Source organism: Brevundimonas sp. Root1279 (assembly GCF_001425945.1).
Classification (GTDB): domain Bacteria; phylum Pseudomonadota; class Alphaproteobacteria; order Caulobacterales; family Caulobacteraceae; genus Brevundimonas.
The window spans coordinates 497,431-516,405 of the sequence record NZ_LMEB01000001.1 but is presented as its reverse complement, the minus strand read 5'-3'; the positions used below and the strand labels follow the sequence as shown (position 1 = coordinate 516,405).

The window sequence follows — 18,975 nt, the reverse complement described above, 5'->3', positions numbered from 1 at the left end:
GCCCGCCCTCAGGCGGCGGTGGCGGGCGCCTGATCCTTGACGAAGAGCGCGCGGATGGCGTCGACGGTGCGCGCCTGGCGCAGCTGCTCGCGCATTTCCGCCGAACGCAGGGCGCGGGAGACCGCGGCCAGGGCGCGCAGGTGCTCGGCGCCGTCGCGCGGCGGGGCGAACAGAGCCAGCATCAGGTCCACGGGACGGTCGTCCATGGCCCCGTAGGCCACAGGGGTGTCCAGACGCACGAAGACAGCCATGACCCGCTCCACGCCCTCGAGACGGGCATGCGGCACGGCCACGCCGGAGCCGAGGCCGGTCGAGCCCAGGGCCTCGCGCTCGAGCAAGGCCTCCATGACACGATTTTCCGGCAGGCCCAGCGCCTGCGCGGCCGCCTCGGCGACCACGTGCAGCGCCTGACGTTTCGACGATGCCCCGCTGCGCAGGACGACGCCGCCCTCCGCAAGCAAATCACCGATATCCATGAGGCTACCCCGACTCTACCCGCTCATCCGGCTGGGCGGGCGCCCTGTAGACGACCCGCCCGGTTGTGGGAAGCGTTATGACGACACACCGTTTAGCGAACCGTGTCCGTTGAGCGCTTTTGAGGTGCGCTCGGGATCGATCCAACCGACGTTGCCATCCGGGCGGCGATAGACCACCGAGAGGCCGCCATGGCCCGCGTTGCGGAACAGCACGACCGGATAGCCGGTCATGTCCAGCTCCATCACCGCCCGACCGACGGTCAGGGTGCGGATTTCGTGCTCGGTCTCGGCGATGACCATGCCCGTAGGCGGCGGCTCGTCGGGCTTTCCGGCCTCGCCGAAGTCCGTGTCCTCGACCTCGTCCGGGCTGCGCAGGACCAGACTGCGGGCGACTTCACGCGCAGCGTCCTCGGTCTTCTCCGGGGACAGGCCCTTGGGGCCGATGTGGTGGTCCTTGAGCCGGCGCTTGTAGCGTCGAACCCGCTTCTCGATCTTGTCGAGGCTGTCGGTGAAGGCGGCATGGGCGTCGCCGCCATGCCCGGTTGTCACGAGGCTCTGCCCCGAAGCGAGACGCACCCAGCAGTCCACCTTGAAGCCGTAGCCGTCTTTCGACACCACGACCTCGGCGTCCTGTGCGCCGCGTTCGAAGTATTTGCCGATCCCGTCTTGGAGTTCCTGGGAGATGCGCGAGCCTAACGCTTCGCCAACATCCACGTGCTTGCCACTGACCTGGATTTGCATGTCGATAGAACGCGACCGCTGGCGTTTGGTGTCAACGCCGATCACGGTTTTGTGGCGGGCGCTGTCAGCCGGCCCGTAACATGCGCTTTCGCTCGACCGATGAGGGAATGCGCAGGGCCTCCCGATATTTGGCCACGGTGCGGCGCGCGATGTCGATGCCGGTCTCGTTCAGGATCTCGACAATACGGTCGTCGGACAAAACGTCGCCATCGCGGCCCTCGGCCTCGATCATCGACTTGATCCGGTGTCGGACGGCCTCGGCCGAATGGGTCGCGCCGCCGTCGGATGACTGGATCGCCGCGGTGAAGAAGAATTTCAGCTCGAACACGCCGCGCGGGGTGGAGACGTATTTGTTCGAGGTCACCCGGCTGACGGTCGACTCGTGCATGCCGATGGCGTCGGCGACGGTCTTCAGGTTCAGAGGGCGCAGGAACTCGACGCCGAAGGCGAGGAAGGCGTCCTGCTGACGCACGATCTCGGACGACACCTTGAGGATGGTCTTGGCGCGCTGGTCCAGCGACTTGACCAGCCAGCTGGCCTGGGCGGCGCAGTCGGCGACGAAGGTCTTCTCGACGTCGGTGCGGGCCCCGGACGCCACCACCCCGTGATAGCGCTTGTCCATGATCAGGCGCGGCAGGGTGTCGGCGTTGAGCTCGACCTTCCAGCCGCCGGCCGGATCGGCGCGGACATGGACGTCGGGTACCACCGTCTGGGCCGGCTCGCCGCCGAAGCCGGCGCCGGGGCGCGGCGTCAGGGCCTTCAGCTCGGCGATCATCTCGGCCATGTCCTCGCCGTCGACGCCGCAGGCCTTCTTCAGGGCCGAAAGGTCGCGCTTGGCCAGCAGGTCGAGGTTGTCGAGCAGGCATGCCATGGCCGGATCGAAGCGATTGCGCTCGACCAGTTGCAGTTTCAGGCACTCGGGCACCGAGCGCGCCATGATCCCGGTCGGCTCAAAGCCGTGGCAGGTCGCCAGGACCGCCTCGACGCGCTCCATCGAGACGCCGAGCCGATCGGCGACCTCGGCCAGTTCGCCGCGCAGGTAGCCGCCCTCGTCGACCATGTCGATCAGGGTCAGGGCGATGGCGTGGTCGGCGGCGGAGAAGCCGGCCTGCGAGGCCTGGGCCTGCAGATGCTCCCACAGGGTGGCGTCGCGGGTGTCCGGCTGCTCGCGGCCCTCGCCGTCGGGCAGGCCGCCGCCGGAGCCGGCGCGGGACCAGTCGTTGAGCCCGGGCTGGGCCTCGCCGGCGCCGACGTCCTCCATCCGGTCGGAGGTGCGCTCGCCGGGGCTCGCGTCGCCGTAGACGTCGTCCGAACGGGCGTCGAGGGTGCGGTCCGCATCGTGGACGCGGCCCTCGTCAAAGGTCATCTCGGCGGCGTCATGGCTCTCGGCCGCCGTCGCGGGCGCCTCGGCCTCGCCGCCGCCGGGCTCGCCGTCCTCGCGCTGCAGAAGCGGATTGCGCTCCAGCTCGGCCTCGACGAAGGCGTCGAGCTCGAGATTCGACAGTTGCAGCAGCTTGATCGCCTGCTGCAGCTGGGGCGTGATGACGAGCCCCTGCCCCTGCCGTATCTCCAGCCTTTGTCCGAGCACCGGTATATTTCCCCCGCCGGGCCGTCTGGCCCGAAACTTGCTGGGGCGACCATGTCGCCGGACTGGTTAACGAGGGGTAAGGGGGGCGGCCGCCGCCTATTGGCCGGAGGCAGGGCGATCGGGACCATCGCGCCGACCTCGTATCCGCAAGCCATCCGATCGCCTTTGCGCGGGCGGACCACCTCCGCGTCGATGATGGCCGTTGAACGGTCGATCGCGGTTCGGGCATGCGCGCGAAGCTGGGCTGGGGTCGCCGGGGACGGGAGCCCGAACGGCACGCGGCCGCCTCGCCGTCTTCGCACTACTGCAACGGGGCGCCGGAGAATGGATTGCACGACAGAGATATCGCTGTTATCTGACTCCCCACTGAAGCGAAACCCTCCCGCTCGGCGAGGACGCTCACCGACCACCTGAACCTGATCGCGCCGGCGAGCCACGCCGCCGGCGACGAAGGAGGCGACTCTCGGACTCGTCCGAGGGCGCTTGGGCGATTGGAGCGGACGTCCCGTCGGCTCCCCTGCGAAGGAGTTGCCAGTGACGCACGCCCTAGTCGCCGAATGGACCCCCACGAGCCCGCTGGCCAAGCTCGTCGAGCTGGCCGGCTTTCTCTACGACCCGGCCCAGGACATCATCTATTCGCGCATGGACGCCCTGCAGCGACCGCTGGGCTACGCCTACGCCTACGACAACGCCGCGATCCTCATGGACGCGATCATCGACTGCGAGCCGATCTTCTTCGAGGCGCAGAACAAACTCTGGATGATCGAGCTGTGGAAGGGCCAGTACGGGCTCGAAACCGGTTGCGAGATCGGGGTCTACAACCGCCCGGTCGATCCGCCCTTCTACTATCCCCTGCTCGACGCCGTGGTGGGCGGGCGGCCCTACGACCCGGCGCACTCGTATTTCTATCAGTCGGCGGACGACGCCGACCGGCTTCTGATGACCTTCACCCTGAAGCGGGACGGCGTGCCGCTCTTCACCCGCGGGCCCGAACTGCACTGGTGGCTGACGGGGTTCAAATGGGGAGTCTATTCGACCCCCGAACAGCTGACGATGGAGATCGCCATCGCCCTCCCCCTGGCCGATATGCACGCCGGCTTCACCGCCGCCCTGACGGCGATGGGCTACAAATTCAGCGACGACGGCGTCAACGTCAGCTTCGAGTTCGCCACGCCGGTCGCGCCCCAGCCCTGGCAGGGAAATCCGCTTCTCGACACCGTGCGCCAGTCCCAGCAGGACATCGTCGCCCTCTATAGCGGCTTCAACCTGCCCAACAACGACCCCAACCAGATCCCCGCCGACCTCGCCCAGGACATCGAGGACTGGCTGCTCAAGATGGGGCCGGACTTCATCGGCAACCTGGTCACCAGCCTGTTCCGCGACGCCGGCCACTCGGCCAGCGACATCGCCGGCATCCTCGGCGCTCAGCTCGGCGCGGACCTCGCCAGCGTGGCGGCCTGGGTGACCGAAGCCGGCTACGACATCGTCAGCTGGGTCGAGTCCGTCTACGCCGCCATCGCCCAGATCTTCACCATGAACTTCTCCAGCGCGGTCGAGGTGCACAATCTCGCCTACGGCGGCGTGGCGCCGAGCAACCTCTATTTCCAGTCCTCGGGCATCACGACCCATTTCGGCGTCGACGCCGGGCATTTCCTGGTCAATCCGCCGGCCATGATCCCCGCCGGCACCGTCGGACGCTTCTATGTGAAGGACAACCTCGGCCCGCTCGGAGGCGAGGGCTGGGCCACCTACACCTATGTCGACGGCCAGTCGGTGACACAGACGGTGACCTTCACCTTCGGCTGCCCGACCGGGTTCAACGACAACTACGCCTCGGCCGCGCCGCCGGTCTTCTCGGTCTACGGCAAGTCCGGCGAGGGCACAGGCTGGGGCGGGAACGGCGCCATCCCCGGCGGCGGCCACCCCCTCTACGTCGCCTACGTCTGGGCGGGCGGCCCCGCCCCCGCCTGACGTCTCCCCTCGCCTCAGCCTCCTTCGCGTAAGCCAGGCCGCGCCGACCGCGCCGGCCGCCAAACTCAGGAACGGCCCATGCCCAAGACGCAGATCGTGGTCCTCAGCGACATCCACATCGCCGACGACGAGAAGACCAATTGGTACCAGTCGCAGGTCCATAACCCCTACCTGGAGGGGATCTGCGACTGGGTCATCGCCAACGCCGCAACCATCAAGGAGATGGTCCTGCTGGGCGACGTGGTCGACTTCTGGACCCACCCGGCCGACAGCGAGCCGCCGACCTTCGCCCAGATCGTCGCGGCCCAGCCGGAGATCTTCGGGCCGCAGGGCTTCTTCGCCAAGGTGATGGACGCCCTGGACGGAGCGGTGACCTATATGCCCGGCAACCACGACATGGGCGTCACCGCCGCCGAGGTCGCGACGATCGTCAGCGCGGGCGGCCACGCGATGCGGTTCGCCGACAGCGTCTACTATCCGATGGGGCCCGACCAACGCGTCGCCCTGGCCCACGGCAACGCCTATACGATGTTCAACGCCGAGGACCCGAGCACCCCATGGGGGCCGCTGCCGGTCGGGCATTTCATCACCCGCATGATCGCCAGCTACTGGGCCGCCAACCTGCCGCCCGGCAAGACCGTCGCCGACCTGGCGGGACAGGGCAATCCCAACGGCATGGATGTCGGGGCCATCATCTCCGGGGCGCTCAAGTCAGGCAGCTTCGGCATTACCCAGCTGCTGCTCGACTCCGTGGCCGCCCAGACCAATACGCCGTCGAACCAGACCTTCGTCCTGCCCGGCGGGCGGGTGGTGGCGCTCGATGCCGACGTCCATCCAGCCTACGATAATCTGTTCTCAAACTGGGTCGCGGCGAGCGGGGGCGGGCCGATCGGCTATCTGGTCGCCGCCAAATCGGCGCTGGCCGACGCCCGGGCCTACTACATGGGCTGGTTCGCCCAGCGCCAAGCCTTTGAATCCGGCGCGCAGGTAATCGTGTTCGGCCACACGCACATGCCGATCTCGGGGCTGGACACCACTTTGATCCAGTACGCCAACAGCGGCTTCGAATGCGCGTCTCTGCCCGACATGCCGCCGCAGGCGATCAATTTCGTGGTCATCGACACCAGCACCTTCACGACCCAGGTCATGGTGGCGGCAGACGGCGGGGCCAGCATTCAGACCTATAATGCGCCGACGACGCCCATCGTCGAGTTCGGGGCCGACTTCTCGAGCTATGTGATCATCCAGAACAGCGGTCCGGATGACATGACCCTGACCGCCGCCCCCACCCCGAGCCGCGGCTACTGGGTCGTGCCGCCGGCTCAGACCATCCCGGCCGGCGGCAGCGCCATGCTGTGGGTGCAGGACTTTCCAGGCCCGTTCGGAACGGACGCGACGGCGACCTATCAGTCCGCGTCGCGCGGCCAGCAGACTTTCCGCTTCGAATGCCCGACCGGCATCTTCTCCAACGCCTGCTCCGGCGGGTCCAGCTTCCGGACCAAGTCGGCGGACGGCGGCTGGGGCGCGCCTGGGCACATAGCGACCGGCGGTCACCCGTTCTACGTCGACTTCACGGCCTGAGGTGGGACGGCCTCAGCCGTACATGTCGCCCAGGTAGACCCGGCGGACTTCCGGGTCGCGGATGACGTCCTCCGCCTTGCCCTCGAACAGGACCTCGCCGCCCGAGATGATCGAGGCGTGGTCGATGATTTCGAGGGTCTCGCGGACGTTGTGGTCGGTGATCAGGACGCCGATGCCCTCGCCGGCGAGGTAGCGGATGACCTGGCGGATGTCGGCGATGGCCAGGGGGTCGATGCCGGCGAAGGGTTCGTCGAGCAGCATGAAGCTGGGTTTGCCGGCCAGGGCGCGGGCGATCTCGCAGCGCCGCCGCTCGCCGCCCGACAGACCCGACGCCGGGGCCTGCCGCAGATGGTCGATGCGGAGCTCTTCCAGCAGACGGGTGGTCTCGTCGGCGATGGCCTGGCGACCCGGGTGGTGCAGTTCGACCACGGCGCGGATGTTCTGCTCGACGGTCATGCCGCGGAAGATCGAGGCCTCCTGCGCCAGATAGCCCAGGCCCATGCGGGCGCGCTGGTACATCGGCTGGGCGGTGATGTCCTCGCCATCCAGCAGGATGCGGCCGGCGTCCGGGGCGATCAGGCCGGTGATCATGTAGAAGCAGGTCGTCTTGCCGGCGCCGTTCGGGCCCAGCAGCCCGGCGACCTGGCCGCGCTGGACCTGCAGGGAGACATCGCGGACCACCTGCCGCTGGCCGAACGAGCGGGCGATGTTCTCGACGTGAAGTCCCGTGGCGCGCGGCGTCTCGACCACCGTCTCGTCGACGGCGTCATGGACGTTCAGGGCTGAGAGTTCCTTGCGCGCCACGCTGTCTCCGAGCCGGGGCTCAGTTCCCGCTGCGTTCGGGGAAGAAGACGCCCTGCACGCGACCGCCCTGGGCGCCGTCCATCTGCGCGGCCTCGGTCCGGGTGTTGAAGGTCAGGCGGGCGCCGGTCATGACGTTCTGGCCCTGGGTCAGGATCACGTCGCCGGTCAGGACGATGGTGTCGTTGGCCGGGGTGTAGACCGCGCGGTCGCCGCGGATGGTCTGCTCCGGGGTCACGAAATAGACGTTGCCCACGGCCTCGACCCGGCTGAGGTCGCCGTTGGTGATGGCCCCCTCGACACGGTCGGCGCGGATGCGGCTGTCGCCCTGGGTCAGTTCGGCGCGGCCGCGCAGGGACAGAGCCGTCGGCGTGCGCGACACCTCATCGGCGCCCCACATGATCGGCTGCCCCGCCTGGAAGCTCTGCGCCCCGCCCATCGTCGGCAGGGCGACCAGCGCCAGACCGAGCGTCGCCGCGAGAAGTTTGGTCTTGCTCATCCGTTCGATCCTGCCGCGTTGATCGTCCCGCGGACCTTGTTATCGCCCGAGCCGCTGAACACAACCCGTTCGCCCTGTTCATAAATCGCATAGGACGAAGCGGAAATGGTGCCAAGGGGACCCGTGCCCTCCACACCCTTGTTCCCGGTCACCACGCCCGTCTTGGTGTCGACCACCGCCTGGGGCGTCACGAGGGTGAAGCCGGAGCCGCCGTCGGAGATGCGCACGTTCGGTCCGATGGTCACCGTCCGCGCCGTCTGGTCGTAGAGGCCGCCGTCCGCCGTCAGGGTCGTGACCTTGCGGCCGCCGAGGTTCAGCCGCAGCGCCGGACCGACGAGTTTGAACTTGCCCGTGGCCGGGTCGCGCACCGCGCCCTTGGCGCCGATGACGAAGCTGCGGCCCTCGGCGTCCTGACCATGGAACATGGGATTGTCGAGGCGGATCTCGTTGCTGGCGCCCGCCTTGCGCTCGACGTCCGACATGACGCTGCGCAGCACCACCCAGCTGATGGTGCCGCCGGCCAGGACGACGATCGCGATCGGCAGGACCCGACGCAGCAGATGAACCCGTCGCGAGCGGTCGCGGAAGGCCCGGGCCGTCGCGTGGACGCGGGCCTCGTCCGCCTGATCGCGAATGTCGGCGGGTTCTGTCATCAGGCGTGCGCGAAGATATCCATCTCGTCCCAGCCGGCGAGGTCCAGGGCGGACCGGGTCGGCAGGAAGTCGAAACATTTGCGAGCCAGTTCGGTTCGCCCCTCGCGCTCGAGCATCTCGTCGAGACGGGCCTTCACGGCGTGCAGATACAGGACGTCCGAGGCGGCGTAGTCGAGCTGGGCCTGGGTCAGTTCGGCGGCGCCCCAGTCCGAGCTCTGCTGGGCCTTGGACAGGTCGACGCCCGCCAGTTCGCGGACCACGTCCTTGAGACCGTGGCGGTCGGTGTAGGTGCGCGCCAGCTTGGAGGCGATCTTGGTGCAGTAGACCGGCCGCGTCTCGAGGCCGAGGTGCAGCTGGAACATGCCGATGTCGAAGCGGCCGAAGTGGAACAGCTTCAGCACCGCCGGATCAGCCAGCAGACGCTTCAGGTTCGGGCAGTCGTAGGCCGGGCGGTTCAGGCGCACCACGTGCGCGTCGCCGTCGCCGGCCGACAGCTGGACGACGCAGAGGGGATCGCGACGGAAGCGCAGACCCATGGTTTCGGAGTCGATCGCGACCTCCGGGCCGAGGTCGAGCCCGGCGGGCAGGTCGCCTTCATGCAGGAAAACGGTCATCGGCGGACACTCATCGGCGAAGCTTATCGCCCTTTAGTAGCCGGGCGGCGCGCGCGAGGCGATAGGGCGGGAAAAAACGAACGGCGCCGTGTCGAGGACACGGCGCCGCCGAAAATATGGTGCCCAGAAGAGGACTCGAACCTCCACGGCCGTTAAGCCACTGGCACCTGAAGCCAGCGCGTCTACCAATTCCGCCATCTGGGCCCAAACATCGCGCCCCGTCTTGCGTCAGGGGCGTTTCCGTCTGGAAGGCGCGGACCCTTAAGGCAGCGTCTCGGGCGGGTCAACAGCCTTTTCGGAAGTTTCGTCGCTTTGCGTTGCAGCCGCTGTGACCATCGTCTAATCCCCGCGCCGAGACCGGTTGCGCGCCGGCCGCAACGCCCCTCCGGAGTTCTGTCATGAGCGAGTTCTCGCCCGGCCTGGTCACCGTTTTCGGCGGCTCCGGTTTTGTCGGCAGCCAGGTCGTCCAGGCATTGGCGCGGCGAGGCTGGCGCATCCGCGTGGCGGTGCGCAATCCGGGCAAGGCCTGGAAGCTCCAGACCTCGGGTCACGTCGGCCAGATCCAGGCGGTGCGCTGCGACGCGACCAAGCCGGACGAGGTCGCCAACGCCCTGAGCGGCGCGACTGCGGCCGTGAACCTGATCGGCATCCTCTATGAAACGCCGTCGCAGACGTTCGAGGCGCTGCACACCGGCGCGTCGCGGACCATCGCCGAGGCCTGCGCCGCCGCCGGCGTCGACCGCCTGGTGCAGGTTTCCGCCCTGGGCGCCAATCCCGAGAGCGAGTCGGACTACGCCCGCACCAAGGCGGCGGCCGAGATGGCCGTGCGCGAGGTCAAGCCGGATGCGGTGGTGATCCGCCCGTCGGTTGTGTTCGGCGCGGGCGACGGCCTGCTGAACCGCTTCGCCTCGATGGCCGTGATGGCCCCCGTCCTGCCGCTGATCGGCGGCGGCAAGACCCGCTTCCAGCCGGTCTATGTCGGCGATGTCGCCGAGGCCGTGGCCCGCACCGTCAGCCAGCCGGAAGCGGCCGGCCGCACCTTCGAACTGGGCGGGCCTGCGGTGATGACGATGGAGGACATCCTCAAGCTGGTGACGCGCGAGACCAATCGCGGCCGCGGCCTGATCCCCCTGCCCTTCTTCGCCGCCAAGCTGATCGGCGGCCTCGCCCAGCTGACGGCCGTGTTCGGCATCCCGCCGGTCCTGACCCGCGACCAGGTTGTGCTGCTGCAGAGCGACAACGTCGTCTCCGCCGACGCCGAAGGGCTGGCGACGCTGGGCGTCGAGCCCACCGGCATCGCGGCCATCGCCCCGTCCTACCTGTGGCGCTACCGCCGCGGCGGCCAGTTCGCTGACGCGCCGGCGACGGCCTGACGCCTCAGCCGGTCGGCCCGGGGATCAGGCGTAGGCCCACATCACCAGCAGGCCGATCGTCCCGACCAGGATCCGCCAGGCCGCGAACGGCGCGAAGCCGTAGCGGCCGACGAAGTCGACCAGGGTCTTCACGACGAACAGGCCGCTGAAGAACGACACCACGAAGCCGATGGCGATGAGGCTGACCACGTCGCCGGTCAGAAGCTCGCGGCTCTCCCAGAAGTCGAGGGCGAAGGCGCCGACCATGGTCGGGATGGCCAGGAAGAACGAGAATTCGGCCGCGGCGCGCTTGTCGACGCCCAGCAGCAGGCCGCCGACGATGGTCGCGCCCGAGCGCGACACGCCGGGGATGATCGACAGACACTGAGCAATGCCGACACCGAGGGCGGTCTTCCAGCTGAAGCCCATGGAGTCGTCGATGCGGGCCGGCGGGGCCCAGCGCTCCAGCGCGATCAGGGCGAAGCCGCCGACGATCAGGGTCACGCAGACGATCATCGGATCGAACAGCACGTCCTTGATGAAGTCGTGGAACAGCAGGCCCAGCACGGCCGAGGGGAAGAAGGCGAGAAGCACTGACAGGGCGAAGCGCCGCGCCGCCGGGTCCTTGCCCGGAAGGCCCAGCAGGACCTTCCACAGGCGCTGGAAATAGACCACCACGACCGCCAGGATGGCGCCGAGCTGGATCATCACGATGAAGGTGTTCCAGGGCTCGTCGGCGAGTCCCAGGAGCTGTTTGGCCAGCAGCAGGTGGCCGGTGGAGGACACCGGGATGAACTCGGTCAGTCCCTCGACCAGGCCGAGAATGATCGCCGCCAGCCAGTCCGCCATACGCGCCCCCGAATAAAGGCCGGGCCGTCAGTTCGCGCCCGGTTCGGGTCCCACATAGCGCAGGCGCGACCGGATAGGCGAGCCGTTCGTCATCTGATCGATGGCGTGGGCCAGCAATCCGGCGAGCCGGCCGATCAGCAGTAGATCGACGGCCGCGTCCCGCGGCAGTTCGAGGCGGCGGGCGATCGCGGTCAGGGCCAGGCCGAGGCTCGGCAAGCGGCCGGTCAGCTCATGCCCCTCGCGCAGGGCGCGGGCCAGGTCCGGCGGCAGGTCGGCGGCGGCCAGCAGGGCGGCGGCGCGCGGATCGCCGCCGGGCCAGGCGGCGTCGCCGAAGCCGGACAGCACGCCCGCCTCGTGCGCCCGCCGAGCGGCGTCCGCGGCCTGGCGACGCACCGCCACCACCCAGGCCGAGGCGCGGGCCATGTCGAGCAGGATCGGCGAACCGGCGAGGGTCGTCAGTCCCGCCATTGCGGAACCGGCCGGGCAGGCCCCGCCGTCGGCGGCGGCCCGAACCGAGACCACGGCGGCGTCGACGCCGCTGTCGGCGCTGAGCACCAGGGCGCGGCGGATCAGATGGGCGTCGCGCTCCTGCACCTTCCAGGCGCGCGCCAGACGCTGGTGCAGGAACAGCCGCGGGCCGGGACCGGCGGCGGCGTCGACCGCCTCGTCGAGCACCCGGGCGCATTCCAGGCGCAGAGCGTCGGGGGTGCGGACCTTGAGTTCGGCGTCCTCATCGGCGCGGCGGGCCAGGGCCGAAAACAGTCGGCCGCGGGCCGAGGTCCCCGGGGTCGAGCCGACCCGCGGCCGAACCTGGGCGAACGGATTGCTGGCCTTGGCCTCCCACAGACGGCGAGCCACGTCCTCGAGGGTGGCGATCTCCGCCAGCTGGACCGCATCCATGCCGCGGTAGAACAGGTGGCCGTCGGCGGCGACGGAGACCGAGCCGCGGATCACCAGCTCGTCGCCGTCGGGCTCGGGCGGAGGCGGCAGCAGGCGGCCGATGTCGTCGGCGTCCCTCTCGTCGTCGCCGGTCAGGCGCAGGATGTCGGTGACGGCGTACAGGCTGCGGCGCGGATCTTCGGGATCGGGGCGGGCGGCGATGCGGCCCCGGCTGACATAGGCGTAGAGGGTCTGGGCCTTGACCCCCAGGCGCAGCAAAGCTTCGCCGCGACCGATCCAGCGTCCGGGCTCCGTCATTGCGCGGACCGCCTGCATGTCGCCTACGAAGCCCCTCCGAGACCGGCGCGGTACCGCCGGTCGCTCAACCTCTGCCGTTATGGTCACCAAGTCCCTAACGCGGCAAGTCTTGGCGCCGCGCCGCCTTTCCGCGACAAGGCTGGCGATGACCCTGATCGTGGATGAAGACGCCCAGCTGGCGACCCGCAACGTGACCCGACTGTCCGTCGGCGTCGCCGTGGTGCTGATCGTCCTGAAGGCCTTCGCCCTGGGCGCCTCGGGGTCGGTGTCGATCCTCGCCTCGCTGGCGGACTCGGCGCTCGATCTGGCCGCTTCGCTGGCCACCTTCTTCGCCGTGCGCTGGGCCGCCGCCCCGCCGGACGCCGAGCACCGCTACGGCCACGGCAAGGGCGAGGCCATGGCCGCCCTGGTCCAGGCCGGGCTGATCTTCGCCTCCTCCCTGTTCATCGGCTGGGAGGCCATGCAGCGAATGTTCGACCCGCGGCCGGTGAGCTCGGGCTACTGGACCGTGCTGGTCGTCCTGATCTCGATCGCCCTCACCGGCTGGCTGGTGTGGATGCAGGACCGGGCCATCAAGCGCAGCGGCTCGATGGCCGTCCAGGCCGACCGCGCCCACTACGTCGCCGACATGGCCTCCAACGCCGTGGTGCTGATCGGGGTGATCTCGGGCGCCTTCCTCGCCGCTCCGGGGCTCGACGCCGCCGCCGGCCTGATCGTCTGCGTCTGGCTGTTCTGGGGTGCCCTGGGGCTGCTGCGCGGAGCCGCCGACCACCTGCTGGACCGGGCCGTCTCCGACGCCGACCGCATCGCCATCACCACCGCCGTCCTGGCCGACCCGCGCATCACCGGCGTGCACCAGCTGCGCAGCCGCATGTCCGGCGCGGTGACCATGATCCAGATGCACATCGACCTGGACGCCAAGCTCAGCCTGCAGCAGGCCCACGACATCATCGTCGAGGCGGAAAACCGGCTGCTGGCCGCCTTCCCCCGCGCCGACATCCTGATCCATCCCGACCCGCGGGGCGGAACCCACCATCCGGCCGCCCTTGCCTCGTCGGAGCCCGAGATTCCGGCGATGGATAACGCGAGCTTAACGCCCTGAGGCGCATGGACGTCCGATGTCGGCTTGCGTGCTCTATCATTTCCCCTTCGACCCCGGTTCCCGGGCGGCGCGGCTTGCGCTGGGCGAAGCGCGCATCGAGTTCACCGAAACGCCGGTCCGCCCGTGGGAAGACGACTGCCCGCTGGTGACCCTGAACCCGTCGGGCATGCCGCCGGTGCTGCAGGTCACCGAAAACGGCCGCGCCCTGACCCTGTGCGAGCCGGCCTCGATCCTCGGCTGGCTGGAAGACCGCTCCAAGGAGTCCTTCCTGATGCCCGCCGACCCCGCCGAGCGCGCCGAGACGCGGCGTCTGATCGTCTGGTTCGAGCGGCGCTTCAATGACGACGTCAACGCCGTCCTGCTGCACGAGCGGATGGAGAAGCCGCTGCTCCGCCTCGGCCCGCCCGAAGCCCGCGCCCTGCGCGCCGGCCGCGAGGCGCTGAAGGCGCAGCTGGTCATGCTGGAGTATCTGCTGGCGTCACGCGACTGGCTGGCCGGGCGCCGCCTGAGCCGCGCCGACATGGTCGCCGCCGCCAATCTGTCTGTGCTGGACTATTTCGGCGAGATCGCCTGGGCCAACTATCCGGGCCTGAAGACCTGGTACTCCAAGCTCAAGTCGCGTCCGTGCTTCCGCCCGCTGTTGACCGACCGCTTCCCCGGCGTCGCCGCCGCGCCGCACTACGCCGATCTGGATTTCTGACCCGATCCGCGCGCCGTGATATGCGCCCTGCATGGCCGCTGACCTCAAAGCCCTGATCCGCGACAGCGCCGCCGCCCTCGGCTTCGACGTCTGCCGCTTCGCCTCGGCCGCGGCGCCGTGGAGCGCCGGCGAGCGGCTGGCGCATTTCGTCGAGGCTGGGCGGCACGGCGAGATGGGCTGGATGGAGACGACGCTGGAACGGCGCGCCCATCCGACCGCCATGTGGGACGGCGCACGCACAGCCGTGGTGCTGGGCATGAACTACGGTCCCGGCCACGACCCCCTGCCCGAGATGGACGACCGCTCGGCCGGCTACATCTCGGTCTACGCCCGCGGCGACGACTACCACGAGCTGATCAAGGGCCGGCTGAAGACCCTGGCGGGCCAGATCGCCGCCAAGACCGGCGAGCAGGTGAAGGTCTTCGTCGACACCGCCCCGCTGATGGAGAAGCCCCTGGCCCAGCGCGCCGGGGTGGGCTGGCAGGGCAAGCATACCAATCTGCTGTCGCGGACGCGGGGCAGCTGGCTGTTCCTCGGCGTCATCCTGAGCGCCGCCGACCTGGAGCCGGACGCGCCCGAGGGCGAGCACTGCGGCGTCTGCACGGCCTGCCTGGACGCCTGCCCGACGAAGGCCTTCCCCGCCCCGTTCCAGCTCGATGCCCGGCGCTGCCTGTCCTACCTGACCATCGAGTTCGCCGGCCCCTGGCCGGTCGAGTTCCGCGAGGCGACCGGGTCGCGCATCTACGGTTGCGACGACTGCCTGGCGGTGTGTCCCTGGAACAAGTTCGCCGCCGCCTCGAAGGAACAGCGGCTGGCGGCGCGCGACGCCTTCGTCTCGCCGCGGCTGGCGGATCTGGCCGCCCTGGACGACGCCGCCTTCCGCGCGCTGTTCACCAAGAGCCCGGTCAAGCGGATCGGCCGGGACCGCTTCGTGCGCAACGTCCTCTACGCCATCGGCAACAGCGGTGACGCCGACCTGATCGCACCCGCGCGAGCCCTGCTCGCCGATCCGGCGCCGGTGGTGCGCGGCGCGGCGGTGTGGGCGCTGTCACGGTTGATGGTGGCGGACGGGTTCGCAGCGCTGCGGGCGGAGAACGCCGCGGGCGAGCTGGATCCGGACGTGGCGGCGGAGTGGAGCCGGCTTCAGCCCTGAAGGCGACGGAAGACCGGGGCGTGGAAGCCGTCGGCGCGATAGCGGGCGTCGGCCTCGGCGAAGGTCTCGATGACCACGGCCCCATGGTGGCCGGTGGCGTGCAGGACGCGGTCGGCGTCGAGCACGAAGGCGGAGTGGCCGGTCCAGCTGTGGTCGCCGGCGTCGGCCAGCCAGATCACCAGATCGCCGCGACGGGCCCCGGCGCGCTCGACGGCGCGGCCCAGCTCGGCCTGTTGATCCGAATAGCGCGGGCCAGGCAGGCCGCAGGCGTACAGCGCCTGCTGCACCAGGCCGGAGCAGTCGGTGGCGGTCGAGGAACGGGCGCCGAGTTCATGCGGCACGCCCAGCAGGCGCTCGGCCACGGCCACGGGATCGGTCTCGAAGGCGCCGATCGGGGCCAGGGCGTCGGCGGCGACCTCGGTCTCGCTGACCAGGGCGTTGAGCGGCAGGGCGGCCGAGACGGCGGCGACGCGGTGGGTGGGACGGCGGGCGGCGGTCGTCAGGCTCGACAGGCTGATCCAGCCGACCAGGCCATCGCGCCGGGCGCGGCCCCAGGCGCGGTCGCCGCGCTGGTCGAGGACGTCGAAGGCCTCGCCGAAGAGAAGCTGGTCGATCCGCTCCGACGCGGGGTCGGCGTCGGCGTGAATGTCAGCGGTCGGGACAGCGCCATACATCGCCCGCACCGGGCGGTAGGCCGCGGCGCGCACCACGCCTTCCAGCGCCTGCTCGGCCAGGTCAGGCCTTGCGAGGGTGGTACGCGGATCAGTACTGGCGGCGGCTGCGGTCAAACGAGGCTCGTCCGGTTAGACCCCGAAGATCGCGCAATATGCCAAAAAGGGCGTTAACGGATCGCGGCCTAATTGAGGCGCGAACGATCAGCGGTATCGGTTCGACAGCATCTCGAAACAGGCCCGCAGCGCCTGCGCCTCGGCCCCTTCCGGTCGTCCGGGCTGGGCGCGCGGGTTCCAGGCGAAGATGTCCATGTGCGCCCAGGCGCCCGTCTCCGGCGCGAATTTCTGAAGAAACAGCGCGGCGGTCACCGACCCGGCCTGGGCCCATCCGGCGGGGTCGTTGCGCAGGTCGGCGATCTCGGCCTCCAGCGCCGGGCGATAGCCGGGCCACAGGGGCATGCGCCAGAGCGGGTCGCCGACAGCCTTCGAAGCGGCCAGCAGGTCAGCAGCGAGATCTTCGTCATCGGTATAAAGCGGCGGCAGGTCCGGGCCGAGCGCGATGCGCGCCGCGCCGGTCAGGGTGGCGAAGTCGAGGGTCAGGTCCGGGGCGTGCTCGGCGGCGCGGGTCAGGACGTCGGCCAGCACCAGCCGCCCTTCCGCATCGGTGTTGCCCACCTCGATGGTCAGACCCTTGCGGCTGGACAGGATGTCGCCGGGCCGGAAGGCGTCGCCGGAGACGGCGTTCTCGACCGCCGCGACCAACACCACGAGGCGCACCGGCAGCTTCGCCTGCATGACCAGACGTCCCAGCGCCAGGGCGTGGGCGGCGCCGCCCATGTCCTTCTTCATATTGCGCATGCCGGCGGCGGGCTTGAGGTCGAGGCCGCCGGTGTCGAAGACCACGCCCTTGCCGACCAGGGCGACCAGCGGCAGTTCGGCCTTGTCGAGGTTCCAGCTCAGCTCGATGACCCGCGGCGCGCGGTGCGCCGCCGCCGCCCGGCCGACGGCGTGGACGGCCGGATAGTTGTCCTCGATCAGCGCGTCGCCGGTGGTGACGGCCAGGGCCGCGCCAGATTCCTCGGCGATCGTGCGGGCGATGGTCTCGATCTGCAGCGGCCCCATGTCGGCGGCGGGCGTGTCGACCATTTCGCGCGCCAGGGCGCAGGCGGCGGCGATGTGCAGGGCGGCGGCGATATCGACCTTCGGCCCCACGGCCAGACGGGCGGCCGGCGCCGGGCGCGCCTTGTAGCGATCGAAACGATAGGCCCCCAGGGCGAAGGCGAGGGCGGCGTGGCCCTCGGCCTCGTGCGAGACGCCCTCCAGCCGCCAAAGGCCGGCGGGCAGCCTGGCCGCCAGGGCGCGGGCCGTCATCGGGTCGAAGGCCTCGCCCGCCCCGAACAGGGCTCCGGCGACGGCGCCGCCCTCGCCCGGGAGCAGGAGCACCTGACCCGCCTTGCCGCTGAAATCGTTGGCCGCGGCCCAGGCGGCCTCGGCGCCCTCCAGGGTCATGTCCCGGGTCACCACCCGCACCGGCAGGGCGTCGCCGGCGTCGGCGGTCAGCAGGTCGGGGTGCAGAATAGACATAGGCGGCGGCCTTTCCGGCCGGAAGCGGCCGCAGTTAACCAAGGATTGACCCCGAGGCCCGACTTTCGGGCCGAACCTCCGGAGCGCCCTCCCCATGTCGCGCACGACCGCCTGCGTCGCAACCGTCACCCTCCTCGCCGCCTCTCTTCTGGTCGCGGCCTCTCCGGCCCTGGCCAAGACGCAGGCCCAGGCCCGGGCCGTCTCGCCGATGGCTCCGGCGCAGACCCGCACGCCCGCCAACGCCGAGACCCGCGCCGCCTACGATCGGGCCGACGCCCTGAGCCGCTCGGTGTTCTGGGGCGAACAGGCCGAGATCGACCCGACCGACCCCGTCGCTGGCGTCAAGGCCGCCCAGGCCATGCGCGAACTGGGGCGCTACACCGAGGCCGCCGAAATGGCCGAGCGGGTGCTGATGGCCCAGCCGCAGAATATCGAGGCCATGCTCGAGGCCGGGCGCGGCCACATCGCCCGCGGCCAGGCCTTCTACGGCATCGCCACGCTGGAGAAGGCGCGCGACGCCCGGCCGTCGGACTGGCGGCCCTGGTCGCTGCTCGGCACGGCCTACGAGCAGGTGCGCCGTCCGCAGGACGCCCAGGCGGCCTGGGCCCAGGCCCTGGCCATCGCGCCCGAGAATCCCGACGTCCTGACCAATATGGCGATGGCGGCCATGACCCAGGGCGACATCAACGGGGCCGAAGGCCTTCTGCGCCGCGCCGCCGCCCAGCCGGGGGCGTCGCTGAAGGTGCGGCTGAACCTGGCCATGGCCCTGGGGCTGAACGGCAAGATGGCCGAGGCCGAGCAGATGATGCGCCGCGACCTGCCGCCTGAGGCCGCCGACCAGAACCTGGCCTGGCTGCGCGCCCGGATCGCGGCCCCGTCGACCGACGCCGGCCGCACCTGGACCTCGCTTCAGGCCAAGTGATCCCCTACATAGGGCTCCATGATCGACGAGCTCTACAGCGCGCGCATTCTCAAGCTGGCGGCCAATCTGCCGCACAGCGGACGGCTGTCTGCGCCTGAAGGCACCGGCGAACGCGTCGCCAAGCTGTGCGGCTCCAAGGCCGTGGTCGATGTCGTCCTGGACGCCGACGGCCGCGTTGCGAGCTTCGCCCAGGACGTAAAGGCCTGCGCCCTCGGCCAGGCCGCCGCCGGCGTGCTCGGCGAGGCCGTCATCGGCGCCTCGGTCGAAGAGCTGGAAGCCGCCCGCGAGGCCATGCTGGCCATGCTGAAAAGCGGCGGCGAGGGCCCCGACGGCCGCTTCGAGGGCCTGCGCGCTCTGAAACAGGTCGCCGAGTATCCGGCCCGTCACGCCTCGACCATGGTCGCAATCGAGGCGACGCTGGACGCCGTCCGCCAGGCACAGACCGCGGCTCGCCGGGGGCCCGACACCCGAACTAGTCTCGCCGGGGCGGCCTGATGGCCCGTTGCCCCCGCGCCTCGGGC

Annotated in this window: 19 protein-coding genes and 1 tRNA gene; 8 read left to right on the top strand and 12 right to left on the bottom strand. The window is 70.1% G+C overall.

The features are described from left to right. Positions 1-8: 8 nt before the first annotated feature. From ASC65_RS02485 to rpoN, 3 genes are all read right to left on the bottom strand, one after another. Entirely contained in the window at positions 9-476 is a 468-nt protein-coding gene (locus ASC65_RS02485) for a PTS sugar transporter subunit IIA (protein ID WP_056449001.1), read from the bottom strand. 75 nt (positions 477-551) lie between these two features. Continuing rightward, a complete protein-coding gene (hpf, locus tag ASC65_RS02480; RefSeq protein ID WP_056448998.1) occupies positions 552-1,217 on the bottom strand; it encodes a ribosome hibernation-promoting factor, HPF/YfiA family in 666 nt (221 codons plus the stop codon). 64 nt (positions 1,218-1,281) lie between these two features. Continuing rightward, positions 1,282-2,805, bottom strand: coding sequence for an RNA polymerase factor sigma-54 (gene rpoN, locus ASC65_RS02475; protein WP_056448995.1), 1,524 nt, complete (start codon positions 2,803-2,805; stop codon positions 1,282-1,284). Between the two features lie 534 nt (positions 2,806-3,339). Between rpoN and ASC65_RS02470 the strand changes: the two genes are divergently transcribed. After that, positions 3,340-4,776 carry a DUF4474 domain-containing protein gene (locus ASC65_RS02470; protein ID WP_056448992.1) on the top strand — a complete coding sequence of 479 codons (1,437 nt, stop codon included), beginning with the start codon at positions 3,340-3,342 and terminating at the stop codon, positions 4,774-4,776. A 78-nt stretch (positions 4,777-4,854) separates the two neighbouring features. Then, the gene (locus ASC65_RS02465) at positions 4,855-6,357 is read left to right on the top strand and encodes a metallophosphoesterase (protein WP_056448989.1); all 1,503 of its coding nucleotides are present in this window, start codon (positions 4,855-4,857) and stop codon (positions 6,355-6,357) included. 12 nt (positions 6,358-6,369) lie between these two features. Here the strand turns inward: ASC65_RS02465 and lptB are convergent, their stop codons facing one another. The 5 genes from lptB to ASC65_RS02440 all read right to left on the bottom strand — a co-directional run bounded on the left by lptB (position 6,370) and on the right by ASC65_RS02440 (position 9,128). Further along, positions 6,370-7,161, bottom strand: coding sequence for an LPS export ABC transporter ATP-binding protein (lptB, locus tag ASC65_RS02460; protein WP_082525839.1), 792 nt, complete (start codon positions 7,159-7,161; stop codon positions 6,370-6,372). 19 nt (positions 7,162-7,180) lie between these two features. Further along, positions 7,181-7,657, bottom strand: a complete 477-nt coding sequence (locus tag ASC65_RS02455; RefSeq protein ID WP_056448986.1) for an LptA/OstA family protein — start codon at positions 7,655-7,657, stop codon at positions 7,181-7,183. Continuing rightward, on the bottom strand, positions 7,654-8,310 hold the full coding sequence (gene lptC / locus ASC65_RS02450) for an LPS export ABC transporter periplasmic protein LptC (protein WP_056448983.1): 657 nt from the start codon (positions 8,308-8,310) through the stop codon (positions 7,654-7,656). The genes ASC65_RS02455 and lptC overlap by 4 nt, the downstream gene beginning before the upstream one ends. Further along, entirely contained in the window at positions 8,310-8,924 is a 615-nt protein-coding gene (locus ASC65_RS02445; RefSeq protein ID WP_056448980.1) for a ribonuclease D, read from the bottom strand. Before ASC65_RS02445 ends, lptC begins: the two co-directional genes overlap by 1 nt. A 117-nt stretch (positions 8,925-9,041) precedes the next feature. Beyond that, positions 9,042-9,128: transfer RNA gene (locus ASC65_RS02440), tRNA-Leu, on the bottom strand. A gap of 194 nt (positions 9,129-9,322) precedes the next feature. Here ASC65_RS02440 and ASC65_RS02435 point away from each other — a divergent pair. Continuing rightward, positions 9,323-10,297: a complex I NDUFA9 subunit family protein gene (locus tag ASC65_RS02435; protein WP_056448977.1), complete on the top strand. Its 975-nt coding sequence runs from the start codon at positions 9,323-9,325 to the stop codon at positions 10,295-10,297. Positions 10,298-10,321: 24 nt separating this feature from the next. Here the strand turns inward: ASC65_RS02435 and ASC65_RS02430 are convergent, their stop codons facing one another. Further along, on the bottom strand, positions 10,322-11,125 hold the full coding sequence (locus tag ASC65_RS02430) for an undecaprenyl-diphosphate phosphatase (RefSeq protein WP_056448974.1): 804 nt from the start codon (positions 11,123-11,125) through the stop codon (positions 10,322-10,324). 27 nt (positions 11,126-11,152) lie between these two features. Beyond that, positions 11,153-12,322: a citrate/2-methylcitrate synthase gene (locus tag ASC65_RS02425; protein ID WP_235561369.1), complete on the bottom strand. Its 1,170-nt coding sequence runs from the start codon at positions 12,320-12,322 to the stop codon at positions 11,153-11,155. A gap of 145 nt (positions 12,323-12,467) precedes the next feature. Between ASC65_RS02425 and ASC65_RS02420 the strand changes: the two genes are divergently transcribed. From ASC65_RS02420 to queG, 3 genes are read left to right on the top strand one after another with little or no spacing between them, the layout of a single operon-like run. Further along, complete coding sequence (locus ASC65_RS02420; RefSeq protein WP_056448969.1) at positions 12,468-13,424, top strand: cation diffusion facilitator family transporter; 957 nt, start codon at positions 12,468-12,470, stop codon at positions 13,422-13,424. A 16-nt stretch (positions 13,425-13,440) separates the two neighbouring features. Further along, on the top strand, positions 13,441-14,124 hold the full coding sequence (fzlA, locus tag ASC65_RS02415) for an FtsZ-binding protein FzlA (protein ID WP_056448966.1): 684 nt from the start codon (positions 13,441-13,443) through the stop codon (positions 14,122-14,124). Between the two features lie 31 nt (positions 14,125-14,155). Further along, complete coding sequence (queG, locus tag ASC65_RS02410; RefSeq protein ID WP_056448963.1) at positions 14,156-15,277, top strand: tRNA epoxyqueuosine(34) reductase QueG; 1,122 nt, start codon at positions 14,156-14,158, stop codon at positions 15,275-15,277. Here queG and ASC65_RS02405 read toward each other — a convergent pair. Further along, a complete protein-coding gene (locus tag ASC65_RS02405) occupies positions 15,268-16,065 on the bottom strand; it encodes a C40 family peptidase (protein ID WP_056448960.1) in 798 nt (265 codons plus the stop codon). The two genes, queG and ASC65_RS02405, sit on opposite strands and share 10 nt — an antisense overlap. Before the next feature lie 87 nt (positions 16,066-16,152). Continuing rightward, on the bottom strand, positions 16,153-17,532 hold the full coding sequence (locus tag ASC65_RS02400; protein WP_056448956.1) for a leucyl aminopeptidase family protein: 1,380 nt from the start codon (positions 17,530-17,532) through the stop codon (positions 16,153-16,155). Between the two features lie 94 nt (positions 17,533-17,626). On the opposite strand from ASC65_RS02400, the gene ASC65_RS02395 reads away from it, so the two are divergent. Together ASC65_RS02395 and ASC65_RS02390 are read left to right on the top strand one after the other, a co-directional pair. Beyond that, positions 17,627-18,454, top strand: coding sequence for a tetratricopeptide repeat protein (locus tag ASC65_RS02395; RefSeq protein WP_056448953.1), 828 nt, complete (start codon positions 17,627-17,629; stop codon positions 18,452-18,454). An 18-nt stretch (positions 18,455-18,472) separates the two neighbouring features. Then, positions 18,473-18,949 carry an iron-sulfur cluster assembly scaffold protein gene (locus ASC65_RS02390; protein ID WP_056448950.1) on the top strand — a complete coding sequence of 159 codons (477 nt, stop codon included), beginning with the start codon at positions 18,473-18,475 and terminating at the stop codon, positions 18,947-18,949. Positions 18,950-18,975 lie beyond the last annotated feature (26 nt).